The 25,284-nt window shown below is 51.9% G+C and carries 24 protein-coding genes; 4 read left to right on the plus strand and 20 right to left on the minus strand.

The annotated features are described in order from the left end of the window. The first annotated feature begins 215 nt into the window (after positions 1-215). Both EVX52_RS14395 and EVX52_RS14400 read left to right on the plus strand, forming a co-directional pair. Positions 216-941, plus strand: coding sequence for a 4'-phosphopantetheinyl transferase superfamily protein (locus EVX52_RS14395; RefSeq protein WP_129954103.1), 726 nt, complete (start codon positions 216-218; stop codon positions 939-941). 90 nt (positions 942-1,031) lie between these two features. Beyond that, entirely contained in the window at positions 1,032-1,601 is a 570-nt protein-coding gene (locus EVX52_RS14400; RefSeq protein WP_129954105.1) for an NADPH-dependent FMN reductase, read from the plus strand. Between the two features lie 65 nt (positions 1,602-1,666). On the opposite strand, the gene EVX52_RS14405 is transcribed toward EVX52_RS14400, so the two are convergent. Then, a complete protein-coding gene (locus EVX52_RS14405; RefSeq protein ID WP_047609954.1) occupies positions 1,667-3,004 on the minus strand; it encodes an NCS2 family permease in 1,338 nt (445 codons plus the stop codon). Positions 3,005-3,155: 151 nt separating this feature from the next. On the opposite strand from EVX52_RS14405, the gene yieH reads away from it, so the two are divergent. Then, positions 3,156-3,821, plus strand: a complete 666-nt coding sequence (gene yieH, locus EVX52_RS14410; RefSeq protein WP_129954107.1) for a 6-phosphogluconate phosphatase — start codon at positions 3,156-3,158, stop codon at positions 3,819-3,821. Here yieH and EVX52_RS14415 read toward each other — a convergent pair. The 5 genes from EVX52_RS14415 to EVX52_RS14435 all read right to left on the minus strand — a co-directional run bounded on the left by EVX52_RS14415 (position 3,811) and on the right by EVX52_RS14435 (position 9,353). Beyond that, on the minus strand, positions 3,811-5,478 hold the full coding sequence (locus EVX52_RS14415) for a PTS sugar transporter subunit IIA (RefSeq protein ID WP_129991550.1): 1,668 nt from the start codon (positions 5,476-5,478) through the stop codon (positions 3,811-3,813). The two genes, yieH and EVX52_RS14415, sit on opposite strands and share 11 nt — an antisense overlap. A gap of 21 nt (positions 5,479-5,499) precedes the next feature. After that, on the minus strand, positions 5,500-6,579 hold the full coding sequence (locus EVX52_RS14420; RefSeq protein WP_129991551.1) for a peptidase: 1,080 nt from the start codon (positions 6,577-6,579) through the stop codon (positions 5,500-5,502). Next, the gene (locus EVX52_RS14425; protein ID WP_129991552.1) at positions 6,569-8,014 is read right to left on the minus strand and encodes a PTS fructose-like transporter subunit IIBC; all 1,446 of its coding nucleotides are present in this window, start codon (positions 8,012-8,014) and stop codon (positions 6,569-6,571) included. Before EVX52_RS14425 ends, EVX52_RS14420 begins: the two co-directional genes overlap by 11 nt. 13 nt (positions 8,015-8,027) lie before the next feature. After that, positions 8,028-8,471, minus strand: coding sequence for a fructose PTS transporter subunit IIA (locus tag EVX52_RS14430; RefSeq protein ID WP_129991553.1), 444 nt, complete (start codon positions 8,469-8,471; stop codon positions 8,028-8,030). 102 nt (positions 8,472-8,573) lie between these two features. Continuing rightward, positions 8,574-9,353 (minus strand): sugar phosphate isomerase/epimerase, encoded by a 780-nt coding sequence (locus EVX52_RS14435; protein WP_235173480.1) that lies wholly within the window; start codon positions 9,351-9,353, stop codon positions 8,574-8,576. Between the two features lie 164 nt (positions 9,354-9,517). Between EVX52_RS14435 and EVX52_RS14440 the strand changes: the two genes are divergently transcribed. Then, positions 9,518-10,210: a TetR family transcriptional regulator gene (locus EVX52_RS14440; RefSeq protein WP_129991555.1), complete on the plus strand. Its 693-nt coding sequence runs from the start codon at positions 9,518-9,520 to the stop codon at positions 10,208-10,210. An 84-nt stretch (positions 10,211-10,294) separates the two neighbouring features. Here EVX52_RS14440 and phoU read toward each other — a convergent pair whose 3' ends face one another. From phoU to atpF, 14 genes are all read right to left on the minus strand, one after another. Beyond that, positions 10,295-11,026, minus strand: a complete 732-nt coding sequence (phoU, locus tag EVX52_RS14445) for a phosphate signaling complex protein PhoU (protein WP_112290873.1) — start codon at positions 11,024-11,026, stop codon at positions 10,295-10,297. Between the two features lie 10 nt (positions 11,027-11,036). Then, positions 11,037-11,804: a phosphate ABC transporter ATP-binding protein PstB gene (gene pstB / locus EVX52_RS14450; RefSeq protein ID WP_013577692.1), complete on the minus strand. Its 768-nt coding sequence runs from the start codon at positions 11,802-11,804 to the stop codon at positions 11,037-11,039. A gap of 99 nt (positions 11,805-11,903) precedes the next feature. Continuing rightward, positions 11,904-12,791 carry a phosphate ABC transporter permease PstA gene (gene pstA, locus EVX52_RS14455; RefSeq protein WP_129991556.1) on the minus strand — a complete coding sequence of 296 codons (888 nt, stop codon included), beginning with the start codon at positions 12,789-12,791 and terminating at the stop codon, positions 11,904-11,906. A 1-nt stretch (position 12,792) separates the two neighbouring features. Continuing rightward, positions 12,793-13,749, minus strand: coding sequence for a phosphate ABC transporter permease PstC (gene pstC / locus EVX52_RS14460; RefSeq protein ID WP_129954123.1), 957 nt, complete (start codon positions 13,747-13,749; stop codon positions 12,793-12,795). Between the two features lie 192 nt (positions 13,750-13,941). Next, positions 13,942-14,982 (minus strand): phosphate ABC transporter substrate-binding protein PstS, encoded by a 1,041-nt coding sequence (gene pstS, locus EVX52_RS14465; RefSeq protein ID WP_129954125.1) that lies wholly within the window; start codon positions 14,980-14,982, stop codon positions 13,942-13,944. 216 nt (positions 14,983-15,198) lie between these two features. Continuing rightward, on the minus strand, positions 15,199-16,086 hold the full coding sequence (gene rluF / locus EVX52_RS14470; protein WP_129954127.1) for a 23S rRNA pseudouridine(2604) synthase RluF: 888 nt from the start codon (positions 16,084-16,086) through the stop codon (positions 15,199-15,201). A 178-nt stretch (positions 16,087-16,264) separates the two neighbouring features. After that, complete coding sequence (glmS, locus tag EVX52_RS14475; RefSeq protein ID WP_129991557.1) at positions 16,265-18,094, minus strand: glutamine--fructose-6-phosphate transaminase (isomerizing); 1,830 nt, start codon at positions 18,092-18,094, stop codon at positions 16,265-16,267. A gap of 132 nt (positions 18,095-18,226) precedes the next feature. Then, positions 18,227-19,597, minus strand: coding sequence for a bifunctional UDP-N-acetylglucosamine diphosphorylase/glucosamine-1-phosphate N-acetyltransferase GlmU (gene glmU, locus EVX52_RS14480; protein ID WP_129991558.1), 1,371 nt, complete (start codon positions 19,595-19,597; stop codon positions 18,227-18,229). 271 nt (positions 19,598-19,868) lie between these two features. Continuing rightward, positions 19,869-20,291 (minus strand): F0F1 ATP synthase subunit epsilon, encoded by a 423-nt coding sequence (locus tag EVX52_RS14485; protein ID WP_101077831.1) that lies wholly within the window; start codon positions 20,289-20,291, stop codon positions 19,869-19,871. A 27-nt stretch (positions 20,292-20,318) separates the two neighbouring features. Further along, positions 20,319-21,701 (minus strand): F0F1 ATP synthase subunit beta, encoded by a 1,383-nt coding sequence (gene atpD, locus EVX52_RS14490; RefSeq protein WP_013577684.1) that lies wholly within the window; start codon positions 21,699-21,701, stop codon positions 20,319-20,321. Between the two features lie 32 nt (positions 21,702-21,733). Then, positions 21,734-22,597, minus strand: coding sequence for a F0F1 ATP synthase subunit gamma (gene atpG, locus EVX52_RS14495; protein ID WP_013577683.1), 864 nt, complete (start codon positions 22,595-22,597; stop codon positions 21,734-21,736). 71 nt (positions 22,598-22,668) lie between these two features. Beyond that, the gene (atpA, locus tag EVX52_RS14500; RefSeq protein ID WP_013577682.1) at positions 22,669-24,210 is read right to left on the minus strand and encodes a F0F1 ATP synthase subunit alpha; all 1,542 of its coding nucleotides are present in this window, start codon (positions 24,208-24,210) and stop codon (positions 22,669-22,671) included. A 12-nt stretch (positions 24,211-24,222) separates the two neighbouring features. Continuing rightward, entirely contained in the window at positions 24,223-24,756 is a 534-nt protein-coding gene (atpH, locus tag EVX52_RS14505) for a F0F1 ATP synthase subunit delta (RefSeq protein ID WP_015699277.1), read from the minus strand. A 14-nt stretch (positions 24,757-24,770) separates the two neighbouring features. After that, complete coding sequence (atpF, locus tag EVX52_RS14510; RefSeq protein ID WP_120133800.1) at positions 24,771-25,241, minus strand: F0F1 ATP synthase subunit B; 471 nt, start codon at positions 25,239-25,241, stop codon at positions 24,771-24,773. Positions 25,242-25,284: the final 43 nt, after the last annotated feature.

Genomic DNA, 25,284 nt, shown 5'->3' on the forward strand with positions numbered 1-25,284 from the left:
TGCGTAAAAAACCAGAACATCATTCCAATGATATTCTTTCTCAATAAGGGACTTAGGCTGTGATGGCTTTCACTTTATGATGATGAAATATTGTCGGAAAAGGGAAAAAAGTGTGCAGTGCTGCGGGTTTTAAGCGGTTTTTAATGATTTCTCTTAATGTTATTCTTTAGCACAATTGAGAAAATGCGGTCGAACCATTAATCATGGAGTGAACAATGGCGTGCCATTTTGCAAGATGGGCAATGACGGATGCAGAACCGGATACACACCGGTTGCCCAAAGAGATCATATTATTCGCCAGACACCTTTCCGAAAAACAGCGCAAGCGTTTCTTAAACGGCCGCGTTCTGCTGGCTGAAATGATTTTCTATCTTTACGGCATCGCTGAGCTTCCCAACGTTATAACGCTGCCGAGCGGTCGTCCAAGTTTTGAATCCCCTGATCTGCCGGATTTCAGTCTGGCGTATGCCGGAAGTACCGTCGGTGTTTTAATCAGCAGCGAAGGAAAAGTCGGCCTCGATCTCGAAATCATTCATGCCCGCAGTGCGCTGGTGAATCCGCAACAGCAATTACAGCTTTCTGCCGTGGAGAAAACCTGGATTGCCATGCAATCGGATCCGGTGGAATCCTCGCTTCAACTGTGGTGTATCCGCCAGAGCATGCTGAAAATGTCCGGCCTGAACGATCAGAGCCCGCTTACGCTCAGCCTGAATCCTGCTTCGGGTCGTTTGCGGTCTACCATAACGCCCGAGGCGCAGGTGATGAGTGACATTGAAGGCTCAATTACCTGGGCCTGTGCGCAATCTCCCTCAATTATCCGTTTGCAATGCTGGCGTTATGAACCTGAAAACGGCTTTACCCGCACGCAAACCCTGTCAGTCGATCAGCAATCTGAATCACCACACTTCATGAAGTTCATCAGCCTGCCACCCGCTAAATAAAACTACACGTTTGTTTACGCCAGTTGTGATGTTTTCGTTTATGGTTACAGGCAATTCCTTTCGAAAAGTCACCCATAACAGGAGTTACCCATGTCAGCTCAACCACTGAAGTTTGTCACACTGTTAGGCAGTCTTCGTAAAGCGTCTTATAACGGAATGGTCGCCCGTACCTTGCCGAAAGTGGCGCCAGAGGGCATCAGTATTGAGGCGTTGCCTTCCATCGGTACACTGCCGCTTTATGATGCAGATATTCAGCAGGAAGAAGGTTTTCCGGCTGATATAGAAGCCATAGCAGAGCAAATCCGTCAGGCTGACGGCGTGATCATTGTGACGCCGGAATATAACTATTCTGTGCCAGGCGGCCTAAAAAATGCCATCGACTGGATTTCCCGTTTGCCGAATCAGCCACTGGCGGGTAAACCGGTGCTGATCCAGACCAGCTCAATGGGCCCGGTCGGCGGCGCACGTTGCCAGTATCACCTGCGTCAGATTCTGGTGTTCCTGGATGCGATGGTGATGAATAAACCTGAATTTATGGGCGGCGTGATCCAGAACAAAGTGGATGAGCAGATTGGTGAAGTGATTGATCAGGGCACGCTCGATTTCCTGCGCGGTCAGCTTACGGCATTTGCCGACTATACGCGTCGCGTCAGCAAGTAATCTACAGCCTCAGAAATGCAAACAGCCCGCAAAATTGCAGGCTGTTTTTTTTGCCGTCACGAAAATCAATGTCCGTCAACAAATGCGATTTTCAGCACAAACAGCAGGGCGACAACGACCACACACGGACTGATTTCTTTCCAGCGACCGGTACCCAGTTTCATTACCACGTAAGAGATGAAACCCAGCGCGATACCTTCGGTGATCGAGAAGCTGAACGGCATCATCACCGCCGTCACGAATGCCGGAACGGCTTCGGTCAGATCATCCCATGAAACGCGTGCGAGACTGGAGGTCATCAGCACGCCCACATAAATCAGGGCACCGGCAGCCGCGTATTCCGGCACCATACCTGCGAGCGGAGAAATGAAGATAACCAGCAGGAACAGCAAACCGGTGACGACTGCCGTCAGACCGGTACGCCCCCCGACAGAAACGCCGGAAGTGCTTTCAATGTAAGCGCCAACCGAAGAGGTGCCGATAAAAGCGCCTGCGACAGACGAGATGCTGTCGACATACAAGGCCTGTTTCATCTGCGGGAATTTACCTTGCGCATCCGCCAGACCCGCTTTGTCCGTCACACCGATGAGCGTGCCGGAGGAGTCAAACAGGTTCACCAGCATGAAGGAGAAAATGACGCCTGCCAGTCCGATATTCAGCGCACCTTTCAAATCCACCTGGCCGACGACCGTAGTGATGCTCGGCGGCATCGACCAGAAACCGGTGTAATGCACGTCGCCGATCATCAGACCAATGACTGTCGTGACAATAATCGACACCAGTACCGAGGCGTGAAAATTGCGCGATGCCAGCACGGCAATAATGAAGAAGCCCAACACGCCGAGCAGCACGTTGTGTGAGGTCAGGTTTCCGATGGTCACGATGGTGTCAGGGTTCGGGACGATAATACCGGCGTTTTTCAGCCCCATCATGCCAATAAACAGCCCGATACCGGCGGTGATACCCACGCGCAGACTGACCGGGATGTTTGCAATCATCCAGTAACGGATGCGGAAAATGGTCAGCAGCAGCAAACCCACGGCACCCCAGAAAATCGCGCCCATCCCGATCTGCCAGGAAACGCCCATCGCGCCCACCACCACAAAAGCAAAAAACGCATTCAGGCCCATCGCTGGCGCCAGTGCCACCGGTAAGTTGGCGATAACACCCATCAGGATGCTGCCGAACGCAGCGATCAGACAGGTGGTCACAAAGACGGCCTGTTTATCCATGCCCGCGACGCCGAGAATTTGCGGGTTCACGAAAACAATGTAGACCATGGTCAGAAAGGTGGTTAAACCGGCGATAGTTTCGGTGCGTACGGTGGTGCCGTGCTGCGTCAGTTTAAACAGACGTTCGGCCAGTCCTTTACCCGCAGTCGCATTGCTCTGTGGTGTGCTCATTGGTGAGTTCCAAAATAGGGGAAAACAATCGGGGGGTATCCTAAGGATTTTAGCCCTAAAGCGCCAGCACTGGATGTATGGGATTAAATCTATCGTTGGGGTAGAGTGCCTGAATGCTTACCAATAGATGAAGTGTTCACAGGGAGAAAGTATGTCACAGGTTGAATGCGTCTTTTTTGATTGCGACGGTACGCTGGTAGACAGTGAATTATTGTGCTGCGAAGCCTATGTTGAGATGTTCGCGCATTTTGGCGTGACGGTTTCATTCGACGAAATGTATAGGAAATACAAGGGCGTTAAACTTTACGAAATCGTGGCTATCGTCAATAAAGAACACGGTATCGATGTGCCGAAAGAAGAGATGGAAGTGGTGTTCCGCCAGCATGTTGCGCGGCTTTTCGACAGCAAACTTGAGCCGGTTGTCGGCGCGCATGAGTTACTCGAACAAATTACCGTGCCGATGTGCGTTGTCTCCAACGGCCCGGTCACCAAAATGCAGCACTCTCTCGGGCTGACCGGCCTGCTCCCTTTTATGGGTGATAAACTGTTCAGTGGCTACGATTTGCAGCGCTGGAAACCTGATCCTGCCGTATTGTACAAAGCCGCAGAAGTCATGAAAGTGCCGGTTGAAAACTGCATTCTGGTGGAAGACTCCGTGGCGGGTGCACAGGCCGGGATCACTGCCGGTATTCCGGTCTTTTATTACTGCGCCGATCCGCATAATCCTCCGCTCGATCACCCGCTGGTCATCACTTTTCACGACATGAACGAACTGCCGGAGATCTGGCGTCAGATGGGATATAAGATCACGCGCTGAAAGGCTTATTCAGACATTGCATAAAGCTTGCGTGGGTGGTCAGTCCGAGCAGTTGCGCACTCTCGCAACCGTTCAGTGCATCAGCAAGATGGCTGAACATTTTTAATTCCTGCCGCCCTCTTGCATTCACACATACCACCAGGACGTTCTGTACCCGCTGACTTTCAATCAGCAGCGGGTTTTGCAGATGCACAAAAATGCCGATAAAGGGCTGCTCGCGCTGTCCCGAACAGTGCGGCACAGCCAGATGATTGATGATCAGGTTTTCGCCCTGCGCTTCCCGCGCCACAATAAGCTCTGCCTCGGCGATTGTCAGCGCGTCACGACGGACGAGATGCTGGCAGATTTCGCCGATCACTGTTTGCCAGTTATCCTGCGGCGCATTCGCATAGGTAAAAGACAGGTGTTGCGGAAAACACACGGCGCTGTGCTGGTACAGCATCAGTCCAGCCAGCCTGACACGCAGCTGTTCCAGTTCACGATGTCCGACTAATTCACTGACAGACCATACCGCCGTCGCATTCTCCATCGCCGGATATTGACGGTGATTATTGAGTACCAGCGCAACAGGCTGATGAAGCAGGCTGGCAAGTAGCTGTTCCGGATGCGTGGCGATAATCACATTCACACCGCTGATCTCCCGCTCGATAATTTCTTTATTAAGCGTCGCCATAGACAAATATTCACTGTAAACCACCAGATTCAGCACGGCGGATTGCGTCCGTTCCAGCGCACAGGCGAAATATAATCCTGCCCAGTCGTCGTCATAAAACTCGATCTTCAGGCTCTGATTCAATTCGCGGACAAAAGACAAACTGAGGTCAAATGCCTGAGGATAGGTCGTTTTGATTTTACGAAAATCATGCAACGGCGCGACAGGCAGAATCGTCGGGCAGGCCACCGAGCGCTTAATATGGTCGGTCAGCTGACCAACCAGTTCCTCATCGATAAGCCCCGGTAACGGCGTTGCGACGCGCGTTAACACCGTGCGGATAGCCTCGGGTGTAATGCCGGAAAGCTTGTGCCGCAAGGGTTGCAGAATCTTCACCACCGAAAGGTGGGTTGCGGGTAGATATTCCACCGCCAGCCCCAGCGCCGCCAGAAAGAGCGGCGTACCGAAAGGATAATCCAGTGTGGTTAACAGTGAGCGGGCAGACACAATGCGCACACTGAAGGCATGCGCGCAATGTTCGCCACAACAGGCGGGGTTGCGGATAATCAGGTTCGCCAGCAATAAAACTTTTTGCCGGTCGTCGAGCAGAAGCGAATGACCATGTTTTGGCCGTGAGCCTATCAGCGGCTGCGTTCGGGATTTCTTGCGCACTGCGCTGATGAGATCGATGACGGCGGATTTACTCAGACGGAGTTTATCAGCCAGTGCTCCCAGTGGCAGACAGGCATTAAAGATCAGAGCCAGAAAGAGCGCGTCCTCCGCATTCCCCAGCAGACGCTCTATGTCACGCCCTTCTTCGACTAAAAGCTGATAACCCTCTGCGCCGGAGATAATTTTACCGGCTGCGCCCAGCCGGTAATTAATGTAGTCAATATCCCGCAACAGGGTACGCACAGAAATACGTGCGCACCTTGCCAGTGCCTGACCGCTGATCCGCTGGTGGCTGAGTGCGGATAAAATCTCTTTCTGTCGTGGATTCAACATCCCTGAGTTCTCCACAGCCCGTCAGCCGATAAATTGCGTCACCTGCTGATGAACGTCCTGTCCGTAATGATTTACCAGTGAAACGACCAGACGGATCAGCATGTTATAATCCGCAGCACAAATCACTGAGGCGTTTGCATGCAGATAGCGTGTCGGCAGACACAATGCAATCACCGGCCTTCCGCCGCCCATAACGTTATAACGCCCGCCATCCGTTGCGCCGGTTTTGAGTGTGCAAAACTGCAAATCAATACCCATTTCTGCTGCGGTATTCTTTACAAGCTGCGTTAATTTACGGTGAGCAATGTAACGCTTATCGAATAAAGAAATGGCTGGCCCTGCGCCGAGTTTCAGGGGAAAGGCGACAGGACAGAGGCCCGGTGTATCACCCGCCACCAGGGTGTCTATCACAATCGCGATATCAGGTTTCACGGCTTCCGCTGACGTCTGCGCACCGCGCAACCCAACTTCCTCCTGCACCGTCGCCACGGCATAAAGCTGGATATCCGGGTTCTGGCACTGGCGGAAAATTTCCGCCACTACGGCGCAGCCCGCACGGTTATCCAATGCTTTTGCCATAATGCCGTCATCACCAAACGTGCTGAAGAAGGGCTCAGGGCAAATAAAATCTCCCACCGCCACGCCACGCTCTCTGACCTGTTCTGCCGACGCCGCGCCAATATCAATGAACATTTTTTCTATTTTCACGGGATGGCATTTATCTTCCTCCGTCAGTGCATGAGGTGAGACCGAGCCGATAATGCCGGGGATTTTTTCCCCGCTGGCGGTTTTTATTTCCACACGCTGATTGAGCATACTCTGGTTCCACCACGAACCGACAGTATCAAAGTAAATGAAGCCTTCCGCATTGATATGCTTAACAATAAATCCCACTTCGTCCATATGCGCGATCAACGCGACCTTCGGCCCGCGCGTACCTTTACGGGCGATAAAACTTCCCAGGCCGTCAAAAGTAATTTCCCCTGCGTGAGGTTTGACGGCCTGATACAGAATTTCACGGATTTCCTGTTCATCACCGCTGACGCCGGAGGCCAGTGCCAGTTTTTCCAGTAAACCGTCTTTTAAAATGTCAGATCGCATCTGTTGCTGTCCTTAACGTCTGGCGCTTCATCCACCAGTTTTTGAAAATAACGATGAAGGCCACGTTGAGCAGCAGCCCGATACCCAGCACCAGATAAAAACTGTACCACGGCGACATCAGACCAATCAGCGGATCGAAAACCCCAAGTCCGGGTGCCAGCCGCCGGAGACCAAAGACCATCACCAGCATTCCGGCAATGCCGCCGCTCAGCGTGTTGGCGGTGATCATCGGCAGAGGAGCCGCAAGTGCATAGGGAATAGCCGGTTCGGTGGCTACCGTGGCGCCTACCACCAGCGTGCTGACCGCAGCACCCCGCTCCTGTTCGGTAAACAGACGAGGGGCGAGAAATGTCGCCAGTGCGGCAGACATCGGCGGCATCAGCGCGACCACACCGACAATGGCATACCAGTCATAAATGCCTTTATCGAGCAGTGAAAAACAGAAAAACCACGCTGTTTTGTTGACCGGCCCGCCCATGTCAAACGCCAGCATCGCGCCGACCAGACAGGCTGCGCCGAGTTTCATCGACATCGGAATGGTATTGAGCAGATGCAGCAGGATTTCCATCATGCTGGCCATGACTGGGCCAATCAGGTAATAGGTCAACAGGCCAAACAGCGCCAGCGTCACGAACGGGATCAGCATAGAACCGAGCAACGGCTGAAGTGATTTTCCGAGCCGGACTTTGCGAAATGCACGGACGAAATACCCGATGCTTAGACCCAGTATTACCGCACCGAGAAAACCTGCGCCGGAACTGGTGCCCAGCATCGCGCTGTCATTGGCCAGATAACTGACCAGGAAGGCCGGGGCAAACGCCGGTTTATCGCCTACCGAACTGGCAATGTAAGCACCCATTACCGGGATCATGAATTTGAACCCCAGATAACCGATGGATTCCACAATCCAGGTAAAGGATGGCGAAACGTCATTGCCCTGCGCAATATATGGCAACCCCATCTGCACCAGCATATTGGCCAGCGCCACCAGCAATCCCCCGCCGATCACAAACGGTAAAGCTGCTGAGACACCCGCCATCAGATGATTCATGATGCTGTCGGCTTTCACCGGCTGCTGACCAAGCCTGACGCCGGATGCCTCCTTCATTAACATTGCTTTTTCTTCCAGCGTGTTGAAGACAAGCGGAATGTTTTTCAGCGCGTCAGAAATTTTCATTTCCAGTACGCGTTTTCCTGCAAAGCGACGGCGATCGTCTTCACTGAGGGTTCTGCCCAGCGCCAGAATGACAAAATCTGCGGCCTCAATCTCCTGTGCGGTCAGTGTATTTTCCACGCCGCTGGCGCCCTGCGTTTCAACTTTAATATCGTGTCCCAGCGAACGGGCTTTTCTTTCCAGTGCCTCAGCCACCATATAAGTATGCGCAATACCCGCCGGGCAGTTGGTCACGGCGACCAGTTTCCAATTGTTTTCCATTGCTGACGTCCTGTCAGGAAATAGCGTTGAAAATCAGCTCAACAATGCCGTGTTCATCACGGGTTTTGAGTGCTGCGATAAAATCAGGATTGACCATTTTCCGACACAGTTTAGACAGTAACAACGTGTCAGCGTCTGAACCATTTTCGGGGATCATCAGACACAGCCAGCAGGAAACCGGCTCATCATCTGAGGCATTCCATGTGACCGGATGCGCAGTTCTGGCTACCAGAATACCGGGGGATGTGACACAGGCAGAACGGGTATGCGGCAGCGCGACGCCGTCACCAAATCCAGTAGAGCCATGTAATTCACGCACGGTGAGTGCCTGCGCAAAAATTTTAGGACTGTTAATTTTTCCAAGGCCAGCGGCCATTTCGGCCAGCTCATGGAGGATTTCAGCCTGTGTACGGCCGCGAAGGGAAAGGTTTATCGCCTGAGAAGAGAAAAGCGTCATGATGAAAACATCCTTGTGAGAACAGGGTTTTCAGTATAAACAAAGCGCAGTGGGCGAATGATCGCCAATATGTCACGTCAGGAATGACATATTGGCAATGAATCAGTTTTCAGAGGCGGACGGATCGTAAGCCTGCATCCGCTTTTCCAGCTCAGTCAGGGAGCGCAGGCCATCGGCCAGTGGCAAGGTTTTATCATTAAAGATTTCCAGTGACCACGGGCCCGTGAAACCTTTACGGTTCAGCGTGCTGACGAAATCTACCAGCGGTAAATCACCCTGGCCGGGATAACAGCGGTAACTGCGGCTCCACTGCTGCACGTTCATGTCTTTAAACGGCGCATCGGCCAGTTGCAGGAAGCTGATTTTTTCCAGCGGCACTTCATCCAGACGGTCCAGATTGTCACCCACCGCTAAAATATGAAAACTGTCGAGCACGATACCCAGCGACGGGCTATTCACCTCGCGCACCCGATCCCACGCCTGACGGTAGCGGTTGATATGCTTCCCCCATGCCAGTGCTTCATAGCCAATGCGGATAGCATACGGCTGCGCCATTGCGGCCAGCGCCGCGAGATCGGCAATCTGTACCTCGCGCTCCGGCGAACTGGCGGGATCAGTATTGCTGCACACCAGTAAATGGTCGCATCCCAGTTCGCTCATCAGATCGAACTGACGGCGTGCGCTGGCAAGTTTTTCAACCCGCTTCTCCGCAGGCACCCCTTCGAAATCGCGGAAAGGTTGCAGCAGGAAAATGCGCAGGCCGAGGGAATCGGCCAGGTTACGGATAGCCGCCGGTTTGACCGGACTTTTAAGTAAATCATCTTCGAATATCTCTACACCATCAAATCCAGCCGCCGCAATAGCAGTGAGTTTTTCTGGCAAAGTTCCTGGTACTGAAACTGTCGCAATAGAATGTAACCGGGTTGTTGCAGGCAAAATGGCGTCCTTTAATTCAGGCTTCGATACTTACAGTAGTGAACCCTCATGCCACGTTCGTCAAGTGCGGCGAAGTTGGATGAACGCACAGATTGTATCTGGACGAAGCAATGGTTAATCTCTGTGGCGAGAATGGGGTTAATGAAGAGGATAAGACGCTGAGCAGCCAAAATTCCCCGGCGCCGGGACGTAAAAATGATCCGATAGGGCTCAGGCAGCGCATTTTCGACAGTGCTCTGGCTGAATTCGCTGAATCCGGTCTGATGGGCGCGCGCATGGAAAACATTGCCTCCAATGCCCGTACCACGAAACGTATGGTGGTCTATCACTATAAGACCAAAGAAGCCCTGTATATGCTGGTGCTGGAGCACGTTTATCGCGGTATTCGTCAGCATGAACTGGAACTGGACTTATCTTCCCTGCCACCGGCGGAAGCGATCGTTAAACTGGTGGAAGCCAGCTTTGATTTCCATGTCTCTCATCCGGAATTCATCCGTATTGTGTCCACGGAAAACATGCTGCGTGGCCGGTTTATCCGCCAGTCCACCAGCATCCGTGAAATTAACAAAACGGCATTAACGCTGCTGGAAGATATCCTTGAACGTGGTAAACAAAGCCATCTGTTTAAGGATGATGCGCAGGCGCGTGACGTTCACCGCCTCATCAGCAGCCTGTGTGTGCACCAGGTCGCTAACCAATATACGTTCGGCGCTTTGTTTGAAAATCCGGATGAAGGGGATTTACAGATCGCCCATTATCGCCAGCTGGCTGTCATGGTTGCCCTGCGATATGTGATGAAATAATTGTGTTGATCGGACGCTGGTATCGATCTGAAAGCAAAAAGGCCTCGTCTGAGGCCTTTTTTGTGCGGCAATCTCAGCAAACCGTTATTCTTTCGGCGCGTCTTTGCCGTCTGTCAGTAATTTATCCAGTGCGTCACCGCCGACATGACGGAAATCCTGACCTTTCACGAAGTAGAAAATGAACTCGCAAATGTTCTGGCAGCGGTCACCGATACGCTCGATAGAACGGGCGCAGAACAGCGCGGTCAGCACGCTTGGAATCGTCCGCGGATCTTCCATCATGTAAGTCATCAGCTGGCGCACGATGCCTTCATATTCCTGATCCACTTTTTTGTCTTCACGGTAAATACGCACCGCTTCGTCAAGATCCATACGTGCAAAAGCATCCAGCACATCATGCAGCATCTCTACGGTATGACGCCCCAGCGATTCCAGGCTGACCAGCAACGGCTGGTGCAAATGTGAGAATTTTTCCAGCGCCGTGCGGCAGATTTTATCGGCCACATCACCGATACGCTCGAGTTCAGAAATGGTTTTGATAATCGCCATCACCAGACGTAAATCGCTGGCGGTTGGCTGGCGCTTGGCAATGATGCGCACACAAGCTTCGTCGATCGCCACTTCCATCAGGTTAACTTTGTCATCGCCTTTGATAACGCGTTGCGCCAGTTCGGCATCCTGATTGTGCATCGCAGTGATGGCATCAGTCAGTTGTTGCTCAACCAGGCCACCCATCGCCAGAACCTGTGTGCGGATGTGCTCAAGCTCTGCATTAAACTGGCCAGAAATGTGTTTGTTTAAGTTCAGGTTATCCATTCTTTTTACCTCAACCGTAGCGGCCAGTAATGTAATCTTCAGTCTGTTTGCGCGCTGGTGAAGTGAACAGCGAGTCAGTGTCGCTGTATTCGATCAGTTCGCCCAGATACATAAACGCAGTGCGATCTGAACAACGCGCAGCCTGCTGCATGTTGTGGGTCACAATCACCACGGTGTAATCAGATTTTAGCTCGGTGATCAGTTCTTCGATACGACCGGTAGAAATCGGATCGAGCGCGGAGCAAGGTTCATCGAGCAATAAAACGTCAGGGCGGATCGCAATACCACGCGCGATACACAGACGCTGTTGCTGACCGCCGGACAGGCTATAACCGCTCTGGTGCAGCTTGTCTTTGGATTCATTCCACAGCGCGGCTTTAGTCAGCGCCCATTGCACGCGCTCATCCATGTCCGTGCGGGACAACTTCTCAAACAGGCGGACACCGAACGCAATGTTGTCATAAATTGACATCGGAAACGGCGTCGGTTTCTGGAAGACCATGCCAACTTTGGCACGCAGCAGCGCGATATCTTGCTTATCAACCAGTATGTTTTCGCCATCAAGCAGGATTTCACCTTCAGCATGCTGTTCCGGATACAACTGGTACATTTTGTTAAACGTACGCAGCAGCGTGGATTTGCCACAACCTGAAGGGCCGATGAATGCCGTGACTTCGTTCTTAGCAATATCCAGGGAAATATTTTTCAGCGCGTGGAATTTGCCGTAATAAAAGTTCAGATCACGAACCTGAATTTTGCTGTTGGATGCGTCAGTCATTCGACTCATTAAGACATCTCTCTTTTTCGTGCGCCGCGTGGCGACGCCGGGTAAACAGTGACAGCAGCCGTTATCGCCTGCCATCAATAATGAATTAACTTATTGCTTTTTCGGGGCAAAAATCACACGCGCCAGGATGTTCAGTAACAGCACACAAACTGTAATCAGCAGCACGCCCGCCCAGGCCAGTTGTTGCCATTCGCCGAACGGGCTCATCGCAAACTTAAAGATGGTGACCGGCAGGTTAGCAATCGGCTGCATCATGTCGGTGCTCCAGAACTGATTGGAGAGCGAGGTGAACAGCAGCGGCGCGGTTTCACCGGCAATACGGGCAATCGCCAACAGTATCCCGGTAATAATGCCGGAAACAGAGGCTTTCAGCGTGATAGCTGAGATCATTTTCCACTTCGGCGTACCCAGCGCATAAGCCGCTTCACGCAGGCTGTCCGGCACCAGTTTCAGCATATTTTCCGTGGTGCGGATAACAATCGGGATCTGTAACAGCGCCAGCGCCAGCACACCCGCCCATCCGGAGAAATGCCCCATTTTTGCCACCATGATGGTGTACACAAACAAGCCCACCACAATCGATGGCGCAGAGAGCAGGATGTCGTTAATAAAACGGATGAATTCCGCCAGCCAGGATTTACGACCATATTCGGCGAGATAAATCCCGGCCATGACGCCCAGTGGCGTACCAATCAACGTGGCCCATAAAATCAGTAATCCGCTGCCCGCAATGGCATTAGCCAGACCACCGCCTGCCGTATTCGGTGGCGGGGTGTTCTGCGTGAACAGCGCCAGCGACATTCCGTCAACACCTTTAACGATAGTGGTGAACAGGATCCACACCAGCCAGAACAGGCCAAACGCCATGGTCAGCATGGAGATCATCAGTGCCAGACGGTTTTTCTGACGGCGCCACGCCTGACGTTTTCGACGCGATTCCAGCAGCGCCGGGGTACTTTGCATGTCGAGTGTCGTCATCTTAACGGCCCTCTTTCTTAGCCAGACGCAGGATCATCATTTTCGACAGCGCCAGAACAATAAAGGTAATGACGAACAGGATCAGTCCCAGTTCCATCAGTGCAGAGGTGTGCAATCCGGCTTCCGCTTCGGCAAATTCGTTCGCCAGTGCGGAGGTAATACTGTTGCCCGGCGCGTACAGCGATGCGCTGTCGAGCTGGTAGGTGTTACCGATAATGAAGGTCACCGCCATGGTCTCGCCAAGTGCGCGTCCCAGGCCTAACATCACGCCACCAATCACACCATTTTTGGTGAACGGCAGCACGATGCGCCAGATCACCTCCCAGGTGGTGCAACCAATGCCGTAAGCAGATTCTTTCATCATCACCGGCGTTTGTTCGAATACATCACGCATAACGGAAGCTATGTACGGTATGATCATAATGGCGAGAATGACACCTGCCGCCAGAATGCCGATACCGAAACCCGGGCCAGCAAACAGTTCGCCAACAATCGGGATACCGGAAAGCACGTCGCCCACTGGCGTCTGGAAATATTGCGCAAACAGCGGGGCGAAAACGAACAGACCCCACATGCCATAAACAATACTGGGGATAGCCGCCAGCAGTTCAATAGCAATCCCCAGCGGGCGCTTCATCCAGTTAGGTGCAAGCTCGGTGAGAAATAATGCGATGCCAAAGCTCACCGGAACAGCAATCAGCAGGGCAATAATGGAGGTTACAACCGTGCCATAAATCGGCACCAGTGCACCAAATTGTTGGTTCGGCGCATCCCAGGTTTTCGTCCACAGGAAGGATAATCCGAACTTTTCAATGCTCGGCAGAGAAGCAATAAACAGCGAGACGATAATGCCGCCCAGCATAAATAGCACTATCAGCGCTGCCAGTTTAACCAGCGCGCCGAAGATGATGTCACCGTTTTTGCCAGGTGCCTTGATAGCCGGCTTGTATTCAGCCATACCACTCTCTTTTAATTCAGATTTAATTCCCTCCCCGGCCGGAGAGGGAATGAAGCAGAGTTACTATACCCAAAATAATTGGAGTTGCACCAAGGCAGCAAGCAAGTGAATCCCGATGAGCTTACTCAAGTAAGTGATTCGGGTGAACGAGCGCAGCTAACGCCGGTGCAGCTTCAGGTATGACGGGTATTCCTAGTACAGTGCTTTACCGCTGCTGTCTTTGATGTTGGTCTTCCAGGCTGCACGGATCTGCTCTACAACAGAGGCTGGCAGTGCGGCATAGTCCAAATCAGTTGTCAGTTTGGTGCCATTTTTGTAGGCCCAGTCGAAGAACTTCAGCACTTCTGCGCCCTTCGCTGCATCTTGCTGATCTTTGTAAACCAGGATGAAAGTGGTGGAGCTGATTGGCCACGCATTATCACCTTTCTGATTGGTCAGGTCCTGAGCGAAGGTTTTGCTCCAGTCAGCGCCTTTAGCAGCTGCACTGAAGGAGGCTTCCGTCGGGCTGATAGCTTTGCCGTCTGCATCGACCAGCTTGGTATAAGCCAGGTTATTTTGCTTAGCATAAGCATATTCAACGTAACCGATTGAACCTGGCAGACGCTGTACGAATGCGGCCACACCGTCATTGCCTTTGCCACCGAGACCCGTTGGCCAGTTCACCGTTGAACCTGCACCGATTTTGTCTTTCCACTCGCTGTTGACTTTCGCCAGATAGCTGGTGAATACGAACGAAGTACCGGAACCGTCAGCACGACGCACCACTGCGATGTTGGTGTCTGGCAATTTCACACCCGGGTTCAGCTTAGTGATCGCTGCGTCGTTCCACTTTTTGATTTTACCGAGGTAAATGTCACCCAGCGTTGCGCCATCGAGTGTCAGCTGACCAGATTTGATGCCAGGGATGTTAACAGCCAGCACCACGCCACCGATCACGGTAGGGAACTGGAACAGGCCATTTTTATTCAGATCTTCTTCTTTCATCGGTGCATCAGATGCGCCGAAATCAACGGTCTTGGCGATGATTTGTTTTACACCGCCGGAAGAACCGATGCCCTGGTAGTTCACCTGAGTACCGGTTGCTTTCTGATATGCGTCAGCCCACTTAGCGTAGACAGGTGCGGGGAAGGTGCCGCCAGCGCCAGTCAGGTTAGTGGCAGCGAAAGCAGACATTGCTGTGAGGGAGAAAGTCGCTGCTACAAGACCGGCGACGGTGTTACGCATCAATTTCATGTTCCACTCCTGGTGGTTTTAAACTTCCCGACTGATGTCGACGTTAATTAAAGTGTTTGGCACAGGAGGAAAATAGGACAGTTTAGTGACAGTAAAATGTACGTTATATGACAGTTTTATGACACCGTTCACAATTCGAACCACCCGGGCAATATGAAGGTGTTTTAAGCGGGAAAAGCCGGTTATTACACCGGCAGATAATGAAAAACAGGTAAATTAACGCCCTTTTTTCTTACGACCAGGCTGGGCAAAACGCTTGCGGGATGCAGAATTAGTTTCAGGTTTTTCGGTATTTTTTGTTTTTGTGGCAGCCGGTTTTGTGACAACCGCTTTTTTAGCCTGAGTATGGTTTGCCTGCGTTTTTTTCGCCGGTTTATCTTCAGACGAGGAGTTTTCAATCAGCCTGAATAACTCGATCAATTCATCATCGGTTAAATCCCGCCATTCTCCCGGTGGAACACCTTTCAGGTTGATGTTCATAATACGCACGCGCTCAAGCTTAGTGACTTCATAACCGAAGTGCTTACACATACGGCGGATCTGTCGGTTAAGCCCCTGTACCAGCGTAATACGAAACACCATGGGTGCTTCTTTCTTTACTTTGCATTTCTTGGTCACCGTGCCAAGCATCGGCACGCCAGCACCCATACCTGCAATAAATTCGTCAGTGATCGGTTTATTAACGGTCACGATGTACTCTTTTTCGTGATCATTACCGGCACGCAGGATTTTATTGACCAGATCGCCATGGTTAGTCAGTAAAATCAGCCCCTGAGAATCTTTATCCAGACGGCCAATCGGGAAGACACGCTTGCTGTGATTGACGAAATCACGAATATTGTCCCGCTCCCCCTCTTCCATCGTGGTGATAATACCTACCGGCTTGTTCAGCGCGATAAGCACCAGATCTTCTTCATCACGTGGCTCGATAAGCTGACCGTTAACTTTCACCACGTCTGTGGCAAACACCTGAGCCCCCACTGCGGCACGCCTGCCGTTGATGAAAACATTTCCCTGTTCGATGTAACGATCGGCATCGCGGCGTGAGCAGATACCGCTCTCGCTAATGTATTTGTTAAGACGAATGGAGGAATTGGTCAGCATTCAGCGGGGTACCTTCAGAAAAACGCGAACTATACCTTATCCGGGGCGGGTTACGAAGCCTGAGAGGGGAGAATCGTGATCGGCTGCCGGGAAAGTGGGGAATCAGGCAAAAACATTCTGAAAATAGAAAAGCGCCCCGGGAGGCGCTTATATATCGCATAGCTGAAACCGGACAGTCTTATTCGACAGTCACAGATTTCGCCAGGTTACGTGGCTGGTCAACGTCGGTACCTTTAATCAGGGCAACGTAGTAGGACAGCAACTGTAGCGGAACGGTATAGAAAATAGGTGCGACAATTTCCTCAACGTGTGGCAGCTGGATAATCTTCATGCCTTCACTGTCGGTAAAACCGGCATCCTGATCGGCAAAGACATACAGCAAACCGCCACGGGCGCGCACTTCTTCGATATTCGATTTCAGTTTTTCCAGCAATTCGTTATTTGGTGCCACCACGATCACCGGCATATCTGCGTCAATCAGCGCCAGCGGACCATGCTTCAGCTCACCCGCCGCATAGGCTTCCGCGTGAATATAAGAAATCTCTTTCAGCTTCAGCGCACCTTCCATCGCAATCGGATACTGATCACCACGGCCAAGGAACAGAGCGTGATGTTTATCAGAAAAACCTTCGGCCAGCGTTTCGATGGTTTTATCCAGCGACAACATTTGTTCGATACGCGCAGGCAACGCCTGGAGCGCGTGAACAATATCGTGCTCAACGTGCGGATTCATCCCTTTCAGGCGCCCCATACGCGCCACCAGCATCAGCAGAACGGTCAGTTGTGTGGTGAACGCTTTGGTTGATGCCACGCCGATTTCGGTGCCTGCTTTGGTCATCAGCGCCAGATCGGATTCACGCACCAATGAAGAACCGGCTACGTTACACACTGCCAGAGAACCGAGATAACCCAGCTCTTTCGACAAACGCAGCGCAGCCAGCGTATCTGCCGTTTCACCAGACTGAGAAAGCGTGATGATCAGGCTGCCCGGACGAACGGCAGATTTGCGATAGCGAAACTCTGAAGCGATCTCAACATCACAAGACATGCCAGCCAGTGACTCAAACCAGTAACGCGCCACCATTCCCGAGTTATATGACGTGCCACAGGCGATAATCTGCACATGTTGAACACGCGATAAGATTTCGTCCGCTTTTTCGCCCAGCTCGCTGAGGTTCACTTCACCGTGGCTGAAACGCCCTTCCAGGGTGTTTTTGATTGCCAGCGGCTGTTCGTAGATCTCTTTTTGCATATAGTGACGGTATACGCCTTTATCACCGGCGTCGTACTGCACTTTAGATTCAATTTCTTCACGCTCAACGGCATGGCCGGTTTTATCATAAACGCTGACAGAACGGCGTTTAATTTCAGCCACATCCCCTTCTTCAAGGAACAGGAAGCGACGGGTCACAGGTAACAGTGCCAACTGGTCGGAAGCAATGAAGTTTTCCCCAACGCCACGACCAATCACCAGCGGGCTACCGGAACGGGCGGCCACCAGGACAGACGGGTCGCGCCTGTCCATCACTACAGTACCGTAAGCGCCACGCAGTTGCGGGATCACACGCTGTACGACTTCCAGCAGCGTACCGCCCTGAAGTTGTTCCCAATGCACCAGATGTGCGATCACTTCAGTATCCGTTTCAGAATCAAAACGGTAGCCGCGTTCAGTCAGTAATTCACGCAGAGGTTCGTGGTTTTCGATAATACCGTTATGCACGACGGCAATGTAATCAGATACATGCGGGTGAGCATTCGCTTCAGAAGGTTCGCCATGAGTGGCCCATCGCGTGTGAGCAATGCCAGTGCCGCCCTGCAAAGGATGTTCGTCCAGTGCATCAGCCAGCATCTGGACTTTACCCAGACGACGTAAGCGGCCCATTTTTCCCGCAGCATCAATGACAGCCAGCCCGGCGGAGTCATAACCGCGGTATTCGAGACGACGTAAACCTTCCAACAGAATTTCAGCAATATCGCGTTGCGCTACTGCGCCTACAATTCCACACATCAGTTTTATTCCTAATGAAGATCCTTTCGGGACCTTTTTTGATGCCTGACCTGATTTATCCACAAGCCCCGTTTTCCGGTGTACTTGCGGTTCCCCGAGCCTTGTAGAGAGTTGGGGATTATTATGAACAGCTTATTTTTTCTTTACCGGTTTCTGCCAGTCTGGTTTATGTAACTGAGGCACCCGGCTTAACACTAAACCCTTGTCCGGCACGTCGCGGGTGACCGTTGTACCGGCGGCGATGGTCACGTTATTCCCCACTGTCACGGGCGCGACCAGTTGAGAATCTGAACCTACAAAGACATCATTCCCGATGATGGTCTTATGCTTATTTACGCCGTCGTAGTTACAGGTAATGGTACCTGCGCCGATATTGACGTTATCCCCTATATCAGCATCGCCAAGATAGGAGAGATGGCCCGCTTTTGAGCCTTTGCCGAGACGCGCTTTTTTGATTTCAACGAAATTGCCAACATGCGCACCTTCTGCCAGTTCAGCGCCGGGACGCAGACGGGCAAAAGGCCCGACCGTACAGCCGCTTTCCAGCACTGCATCTTCGAATACGCTGTACGGACTGACTTCGCAATCGTCGCCGATAACGCAATTTTTCAGCACACAGCCTGCGCCGATCTTGACGCGGTCACCCAGTTTTACGTGACCTTCGATAATGACATTGGTATCTATCAGTACGTCGATACCGTGCGACAGTTCGCCACGCAGATCAAACCGCGCCGGATCCATCAGCATTACGCCTTCGAGCAACAGACGCTCTGCCTTTTCACTCTGATATACGCGTTCAAGACGGGACAGTTGCAGGCGGTTATTCACACCATCCACCTCACTGTTACGCGCCGGATGCACCGTCGCGATGATATGTCCTTCGGCGTGCGCCATCGCAATAATGTCCGTGATGTAGTATTCACCCTGCGCATTGTTGTTGCTCAGTTGGCTGAGCCAGCGTTTTAATGACGCGCCATTGGCGACCAGGATGCCGGTGTTAATTTCACGGATTTTCAGCTGTTCTTCGCTGGCATCTTTTTGCTCAATGATGCCGGTAACGATGCCATTCTCACGGACGATACGCCCATAGCCAGTGGGATCATCCAGCACCACCGTCAGTAAACCTATGCCACCTTCCGGTTTGGCTTGCAGTAAATTATTCAGCGTATCGACGGAAATCAGCGGAACATCGCCGTACAGCATCAGGATATCTTCGTCATCGGCAAAATAAGGCGCCGCCTGCTGCATCGCATGACCGGTCCCCAGTTGCTCTGCCTGCAATACCCAGTTCAGATCACTGCCCGCCAGATTTTTCTTCAATAAATCGCCACCGTGACCATAGACCAGATGCACGTTGCGGGCGCCGACCTGCGTAGCCGCATCAATAACGTGCTGGACCATTGGCTTGCCCGCCAAGGAATGAAGAACTTTTGGAAGGTTGGAATACATGCGTGTTCCCTTGCCCGCGGCAAGGATCACCACACTCAGTGTGCTGTTCGACATAGGTAACCTGACAAATCCAATTTGAGTGACAAATGTAATCCGTTCAATGGACGGATTACTACATATTTCGCTTCAAAAACCACCCGAAAGCCGCAGCCAGCAAGGGTTGAACACGACATAGACTACAGCAAAAAAACGGAGGGTAAAGCGTCCACTAATCGTCCAAGTATTCCACTAAAATCGAAAATTAACCTTGGGGAAATGACTGAAAATACGCTTTTTTAAAAACAAAAAAAAAGCGACCCGAAGGTCGCTTTTTAAACTGATTTAGTTACATCGCTTTTCTGGTTAGTTCGATAACGCGAAGTTTCGCGATCGCCTTAGCCAGTTCCGCTGACGCCTGAGCGTAATCAACGTCGCCGTGAGAACCACTAATGTGTTCTTCCGCTTTGCGCTTAGCTTCAAGCGCTCGCGCTTCGTCGAGGTCTTGCCCACGGATTGCAGTATCAGCCAACACGGTCGTTGCATTCGGTTGCACCTCAAGGATGCCGCCGGAAAGATAGATATACTCTTCTTCACCGTGTTCTTTAACAATGCGCACCATGCCAGGCTTGATGGCGGTGAGCAGCGGAGCATGCCCCGGGAAAATACCCAGTTCGCCTTCGCTACCCGTCACCTGGATCTTTTGTACCATGCCGGCAAACATACGTTTTTCCGCACTGACAACATCCAGATGGTAAGCTTTTTCAGCCATGTCATCCTCTCTCACAACAAGCTAGCGTTACAGTTTTTTGGCTTTTTCCACTGCTTCATCAATGGTGCCAACCATGTAGAACGCTTGTTCCGGCAGGTGATCGTAGTCGCCGTCCATAATGCCTTTGAAACCACGAATGGTATCTTTCAGCGATACGAACTTGCCCGGAGAACCGGTAAAGACTTCGGCCACGAAGAATGGCTGGGACAGGAAACGCTGAATTTTACGCGCACGGGATACAACCAGTTTGTCATCTTCTGACAACTCGTCCATACCCAGGATCGCGATGATGTCTTTCAGTTCCTGGTAACGTTGCAGAATAGACTGCACGCCACGAGCCACATCGTAGTGTTCCTGACCAACAACCAGTGGATCCAGCTGACGGCTGGTGGAATCCAGTGGGTCAACCGCCGGGTAAATACCCAGTGACGCGATCTGACGACTCAGAACCACGGTCGCATCTAAGTGAGCGAAGGTGGTAGCAGGTGATGGGTCAGTCAAGTCATCCGCAGGAACGTAAACGGCCTGTACGGAGGTGATGGAACCACTTTTGGTAGAGGTGATACGTTCTTGCAGAGCGCCCATCTCTTCCGCCAGCGTTGGCTGATAACCTACCGCCGATGGCATACGGCCCAGAAGTGCGGACACTTCAGTACCGGCCAGGGTGTAACGGTAAATGTTGTCAACGAACAGCAGTACGTCACGACCTTCATCACGGAATTTCTCCGCCATAGTCAGGCCGGTCAGTGCAACACGCAGACGGTTACCTGGTGGCTCATTCATCTGACCATACACCAGGGAAACTTTGTCGATAACGTTGGAGTCAGTCATTTCGTGGTAGAAGTCATTACCCTCACGAGTACGCTCACCCACGCCTGCAAACACAGAATAACCGGAGTGCTCGATCGCGATGTTACGGATCAGCTCCATCATGTTTACAGTTTTACCTACACCCGCACCACCGAACAGACCGACTTTACCGCCCTTAGCGAACGGACACATCAGGTCCATAACTTTGATACCGGTTTCCAGCAATTCCTGAGAGTTTGCCAGCTCTTCATAAGAAGGCGCAGCACGGTGAATCGCACGACGTTCTTCTTCGCCGATTGCACCTTTCATGTCGATTGGTTCACCCAATACGTTCATGATACGACCCAGAGTCGCTTTACCCACCGGTACTTCAATTGGGTGTTCCAGGTTGTTCACTTTCAGACCGCGACGCAGGCCGTCTGAGGTACCCATTGCGATACAACGAACAACGCCGCCGCCTAACTGTTGCTGTACTTCCAGCACCAGTTTGGAGGTACCGTTTTCTACCTCAAGAGCATTGTACACGTTCGGTACTGCATCCTGAGGGAACTCGACGTCCACCACGGCGCCGATTACCTGGATAATCTTTCCAGTAGCCATCTTGAATCCTCTACGTAATTCGTAAACCTAGCTTAAACCGCGGAGGCTCCCCCGACGATCTCGGTGAGTTCCTGAGTGATGCTGGCCTGACGAGCTTTGTTGTATACCAACTGCAGCTCTTTGATCAGGCTGCCGCCGTTATCGGTTGCGGCTTTCATCGCTACCATTCGCGCGGCCTGTTCGCTGGCCAGGTTTTCTACGACGCCCTGATAAACCTGGGATTCCACATAGCGACGCAGGAGAGTATCCAGCAGTGCTTTAGGGTCCGGCTCATACAGGTAATCCCAGGATTTTTTCGCCAGTTCGCCGTCTTCTGCAGGTGGCAGAGGCAACAACTGAACGATACGTGGTTCCTGGGACATGGTATTGACGAACTTATTGCTAACAACGCATAACTTGTCTAAACGACCTTCGTCGAAAGCCTGCAACATCACTTTCACCGGCCCGATCAGTTCTGACAGAGAAGGGTTATCCCCCATGCCAGTCACCTGAGCAACAACGTTGCCCCCAACGGAGCCGAAGAAAGAAGCTGCTTTGGAACCGATCAGTGCGAGATCAACTTCAACACCTTTTTCGGACCAGCCTTTCATCTCTGACAGCAGTTTCTTGAACAGGTTAATGTTCAGACCACCACAAAGACCACGGTCGGTAGACACCACCAGATACCCGACGCGCTTAATTTCACGCTCATCCAGGTACGGGTGCTTGTATTCCAGATTCCCAAGCGCAAGGTGACCAATCACTTCACGAATGGTTTCTGCATAAGGACGGCTGGCCGCCATGCGATCCTGCGTTTTACGCATTTTGGAGGCGGCGACCATTTCCATCGCTTTAGTGATCTTTTGCGTGTTTTGCACGCTGCTGATCTTACTACGTATCTCTTTTCCGCCGGCCATCTCTGCTTCTCCTCATTACCAAACGGCCTGCTGCTTATCTGCCAGAGGCAGGACAGCAAGGCCGCGAGGTGTTACCAGGACTGGGTTGCTTTGAAGGTATCAAGGATATTTTTGAATTTACCCTCGATCTCATCGTTATACGCACCAGTTTGGTTGATTTGCTGCAGAAGCTCGCCGTGCTCACGGTCGGCGTAAGCCAACAGTGCCGCTTCGAAGCTACCGACTTTAGACAACTCAACGTCTTCCAGATAACCACGTTCTGCTGCGAAGATAATCAGAGACTGCGCAACGATTGACATCGGAGCGTATTGTTTCTGTTTCAGCAGCTCAGTCACTTTCTGACCGTGGTTCAGCTGTTTACGGGTTGCCTCATCCAGATCTGAAGCGAACTGCGAGAACGCAGCCAGCTCACGATACTGTGCCAGAGCGGTACGAATACCACCGGACAGTTTCTTCATGATCTTAGTCTGAGCAGCACCACCCACACGGGATACCGAAATACCCGGGTTAACCGCAGGACGAATACCGGCGTTGAACAGGTTAGATTCCAGGAAGATCTGACCATCAGTAATCGAAATTACGTTGGTCGGAACGAACGCGGAAACGTCACCCGCTTGCGTTTCGATGATTGGAAGCGCAGTCAGGGAACCCGTTTTGCCTTTCACTTCACCCTTGGTGAATGCTTCAACATACTCGGCGTTTACACGCGCAGCACGTTCCAGCAGACGGGAGTGGAGATAGAAAACGTCGCCTGGGTAAGCTTCACGACCTGGTGGACGACGAAGCAACAGGGAGATCTGACGGTAAGCAACAGCCTGTTTAGACAGGTCATCATAAACGATCAGTGCGTCTTCACCGCGGTCACGGAAGTATTCACCCATTGCGCAACCGGAGTACGGTGCCAGGTATTGCAGTGCAGCAGATTCTGATGCAGTTGCAACAACAACGATGGTGTTTGCCAGTGCGCCGTGCTCTTCCAGTTTACGAACCACGTTAGAAATAGTGGACGCTTTCTGGCCGATAGCCACATAGATACATTTGATGCCGGAATCACGCTGGTTAATGATCGCATCGATCGCCAGAGCGGTTTTACCGGTTTGACGGTCGCCGATGACCAGTTCACGTTGACCACGACCAATTGGGATCATGGCATCAACGGACTTATAACCTGTCTGCACAGGTTCATCGACGGACTGACGTTCGATAACGCCAGGTGCGATCGCTTCAACAGCTGAGAAGCCGTCGTGCTCTACCGGACCTTTACCATCAATTGGCGCACCCAGGGTGTTAACAACGCGACCTAACAGGCCACGGCCAACAGGAACTTCCAGGATACGGCCAGTACATTTTACTTTCATACCTTCGGCGAGGTCAGCGTAAGGGCCCATTACAACGGCACCTACAGAGTCGCGCTCCAGGTTCAGGGCGATAGCGTAACGGTTACCCGGCAACGCAATCATTTCGCCTTGCATGACATCGGCTAAGCCGTGCACGCGGATGATCCCGTCACTGACGGAAACGATAGTACCTTCATTGTGAGCTTCGCTCACCACATTGAACTGAGCAATGCGCTGCTTGATCAGTTCGCTGATTTCGGTGGAATTCAGTTGCATGCTCCAGTCCCCTTAAGACTGCAAGACGTCTGCCAGGCGTTCCAGACGACTGCGAACGCTGCCATCAATCACCATATCACCTGCACGGATTACGACACCGGCAAGAACAGACTTGTCAATTTTGCAATTCAGCTTAACTTTGCGAGACAGACGTTTTTCCATCGCAGCGGCAATTTTTGCCTGCTGTTCTTCCGTAAGCGGATTTGCTGAAGTTACTTCAACTTCAGCAACAGCCTCAAGAGAGGCGCGCAGTTCAATAAACTGCTCCAGTACTTGCGGTAGAACGCGTAAACGTCCATTTTCAGCCATCACCTTAATCAGGTTTTGGCCTGCGTCGTCGAGTTCGTCACCACATACGGCAATAAACGTTTTAGACAAAGTTTCAGGCGCGCTAGCACCGGAAAGCAGTTCTTCGATTTGTTCATTGCGCGTGACTTCAGCCGTGAACGCTAACATGGACTGCCAGCGGTCTAAGCTTTGGTGCTCAACGGCAAAGTCAAAAGCTGCTTTGGCGTAGGGGCGAGCTACAGTTACAAATTCAGACATCAGCCCCTCCCTCCTTACAGTTCAGCGACCAGTTTATCAACGATGTCGCTGTTAGCAGCTTCATCCACGGAACGTTCGATGATCTTCTCGGCGCCAGCAATGGCCAAAATCCCGACTTGCTTACGCAACTCTTCACGGGCGCGTTGGCGTTCGGCGTCAATCTCTGCCTTGGCTTGCGTCACGATCTTGTTACGTTCCTGCTCGGCTTCAGCTTTTGCTTCGTCGACGATTTGGGCTTTACGCTTGTTCGCCTGATCGATGATTACCTGAGCTTCAGCTTTGGCTTTCTTCAGTTGGTCGGTCGCATCGGCTTGCGCTAAGTCCAGCTCTTTTTTTGCGCGTTCTGCGGAAGATAAACCTTCAGAAATTTCTTTCTGACGTTTTTCGATGGCAGCCATAATTGGCGGCCATACGTACTTCATGCAGAACACGACAAACAGGACGAACGCGATAGCCTGGCCGAGGATTGTTGCGTTAAGATTCACAGCACAATGCCTCTTTCAAAGTGAATTATTTGATGTAGTTCGA

The organism is Rahnella sp. CFA14(1/10) (assembly GCF_004195095.1).
Taxonomy (GTDB): Bacteria; Pseudomonadota; Gammaproteobacteria; order Enterobacterales; family Enterobacteriaceae; genus Rahnella; species Rahnella perminowiae.

Coding starts and splice junctions, on each gene's coding strand:
- atpD (WP_013577684.1), bottom strand. CDS start 21,701: ATGGCTACTGGAAAGATTATCCAGGTAATCGGCGCCGTGGTGGACGTC.
- pstB (WP_013577692.1), bottom strand. CDS start 11,804: ATGACTGACGCATCCAACAGCAAAATTCAGGTTCGTGATCTGAACTTT.
- EVX52_RS14420 (WP_129991551.1), bottom strand. CDS start 6,579: ATGCGATCTGACATTTTAAAAGACGGTTTACTGGAAAAACTGGCACTG.
- EVX52_RS14395 (WP_129954103.1), top strand. CDS start 216: ATGGCGTGCCATTTTGCAAGATGGGCAATGACGGATGCAGAACCGGAT.
- EVX52_RS14405 (WP_047609954.1), bottom strand. CDS start 3,004: ATGAGCACACCACAGAGCAATGCGACTGCGGGTAAAGGACTGGCCGAA.
- phoU (WP_112290873.1), bottom strand. CDS start 11,026: ATGGATAACCTGAACTTAAACAAACACATTTCTGGCCAGTTTAATGCA.
- EVX52_RS14440 (WP_129991555.1), top strand. CDS start 9,518: ATGGTTAATCTCTGTGGCGAGAATGGGGTTAATGAAGAGGATAAGACG.
- pstA (WP_129991556.1), bottom strand. CDS start 12,791: ATGACGACACTCGACATGCAAAGTACCCCGGCGCTGCTGGAATCGCGT.
- pstC (WP_129954123.1), bottom strand. CDS start 13,749: ATGGCTGAATACAAGCCGGCTATCAAGGCACCTGGCAAAAACGGTGAC.
- yieH (WP_129954107.1), top strand. CDS start 3,156: ATGTCACAGGTTGAATGCGTCTTTTTTGATTGCGACGGTACGCTGGTA.
- EVX52_RS14425 (WP_129991552.1), bottom strand. CDS start 8,014: ATGGAAAACAATTGGAAACTGGTCGCCGTGACCAACTGCCCGGCGGGT.
- EVX52_RS14430 (WP_129991553.1), bottom strand. CDS start 8,471: ATGACGCTTTTCTCTTCTCAGGCGATAAACCTTTCCCTTCGCGGCCGT.
- atpG (WP_013577683.1), bottom strand. CDS start 22,597: ATGGCCGGCGGAAAAGAGATACGTAGTAAGATCAGCAGCGTGCAAAAC.
- rluF (WP_129954127.1), bottom strand. CDS start 16,086: ATGCTGACCAATTCCTCCATTCGTCTTAACAAATACATTAGCGAGAGC.
- atpA (WP_013577682.1), bottom strand. CDS start 24,210: ATGCAACTGAATTCCACCGAAATCAGCGAACTGATCAAGCAGCGCATT.
- atpH (WP_015699277.1), bottom strand. CDS start 24,756: ATGTCTGAATTTGTAACTGTAGCTCGCCCCTACGCCAAAGCAGCTTTT.
- glmS (WP_129991557.1), bottom strand. CDS start 18,094: ATGTGTGGAATTGTAGGCGCAGTAGCGCAACGCGATATTGCTGAAATT.
- EVX52_RS14485 (WP_101077831.1), bottom strand. CDS start 20,291: ATGGCTGAAAAAGCTTACCATCTGGATGTTGTCAGTGCGGAAAAACGT.
- glmU (WP_129991558.1), bottom strand. CDS start 19,597: ATGTCGAACAGCACACTGAGTGTGGTGATCCTTGCCGCGGGCAAGGGA.
- EVX52_RS14400 (WP_129954105.1), top strand. CDS start 1,032: ATGTCAGCTCAACCACTGAAGTTTGTCACACTGTTAGGCAGTCTTCGT.
- EVX52_RS14415 (WP_129991550.1), bottom strand. CDS start 5,478: ATGTTGAATCCACGACAGAAAGAGATTTTATCCGCACTCAGCCACCAG.
- pstS (WP_129954125.1), bottom strand. CDS start 14,982: ATGAAATTGATGCGTAACACCGTCGCCGGTCTTGTAGCAGCGACTTTC.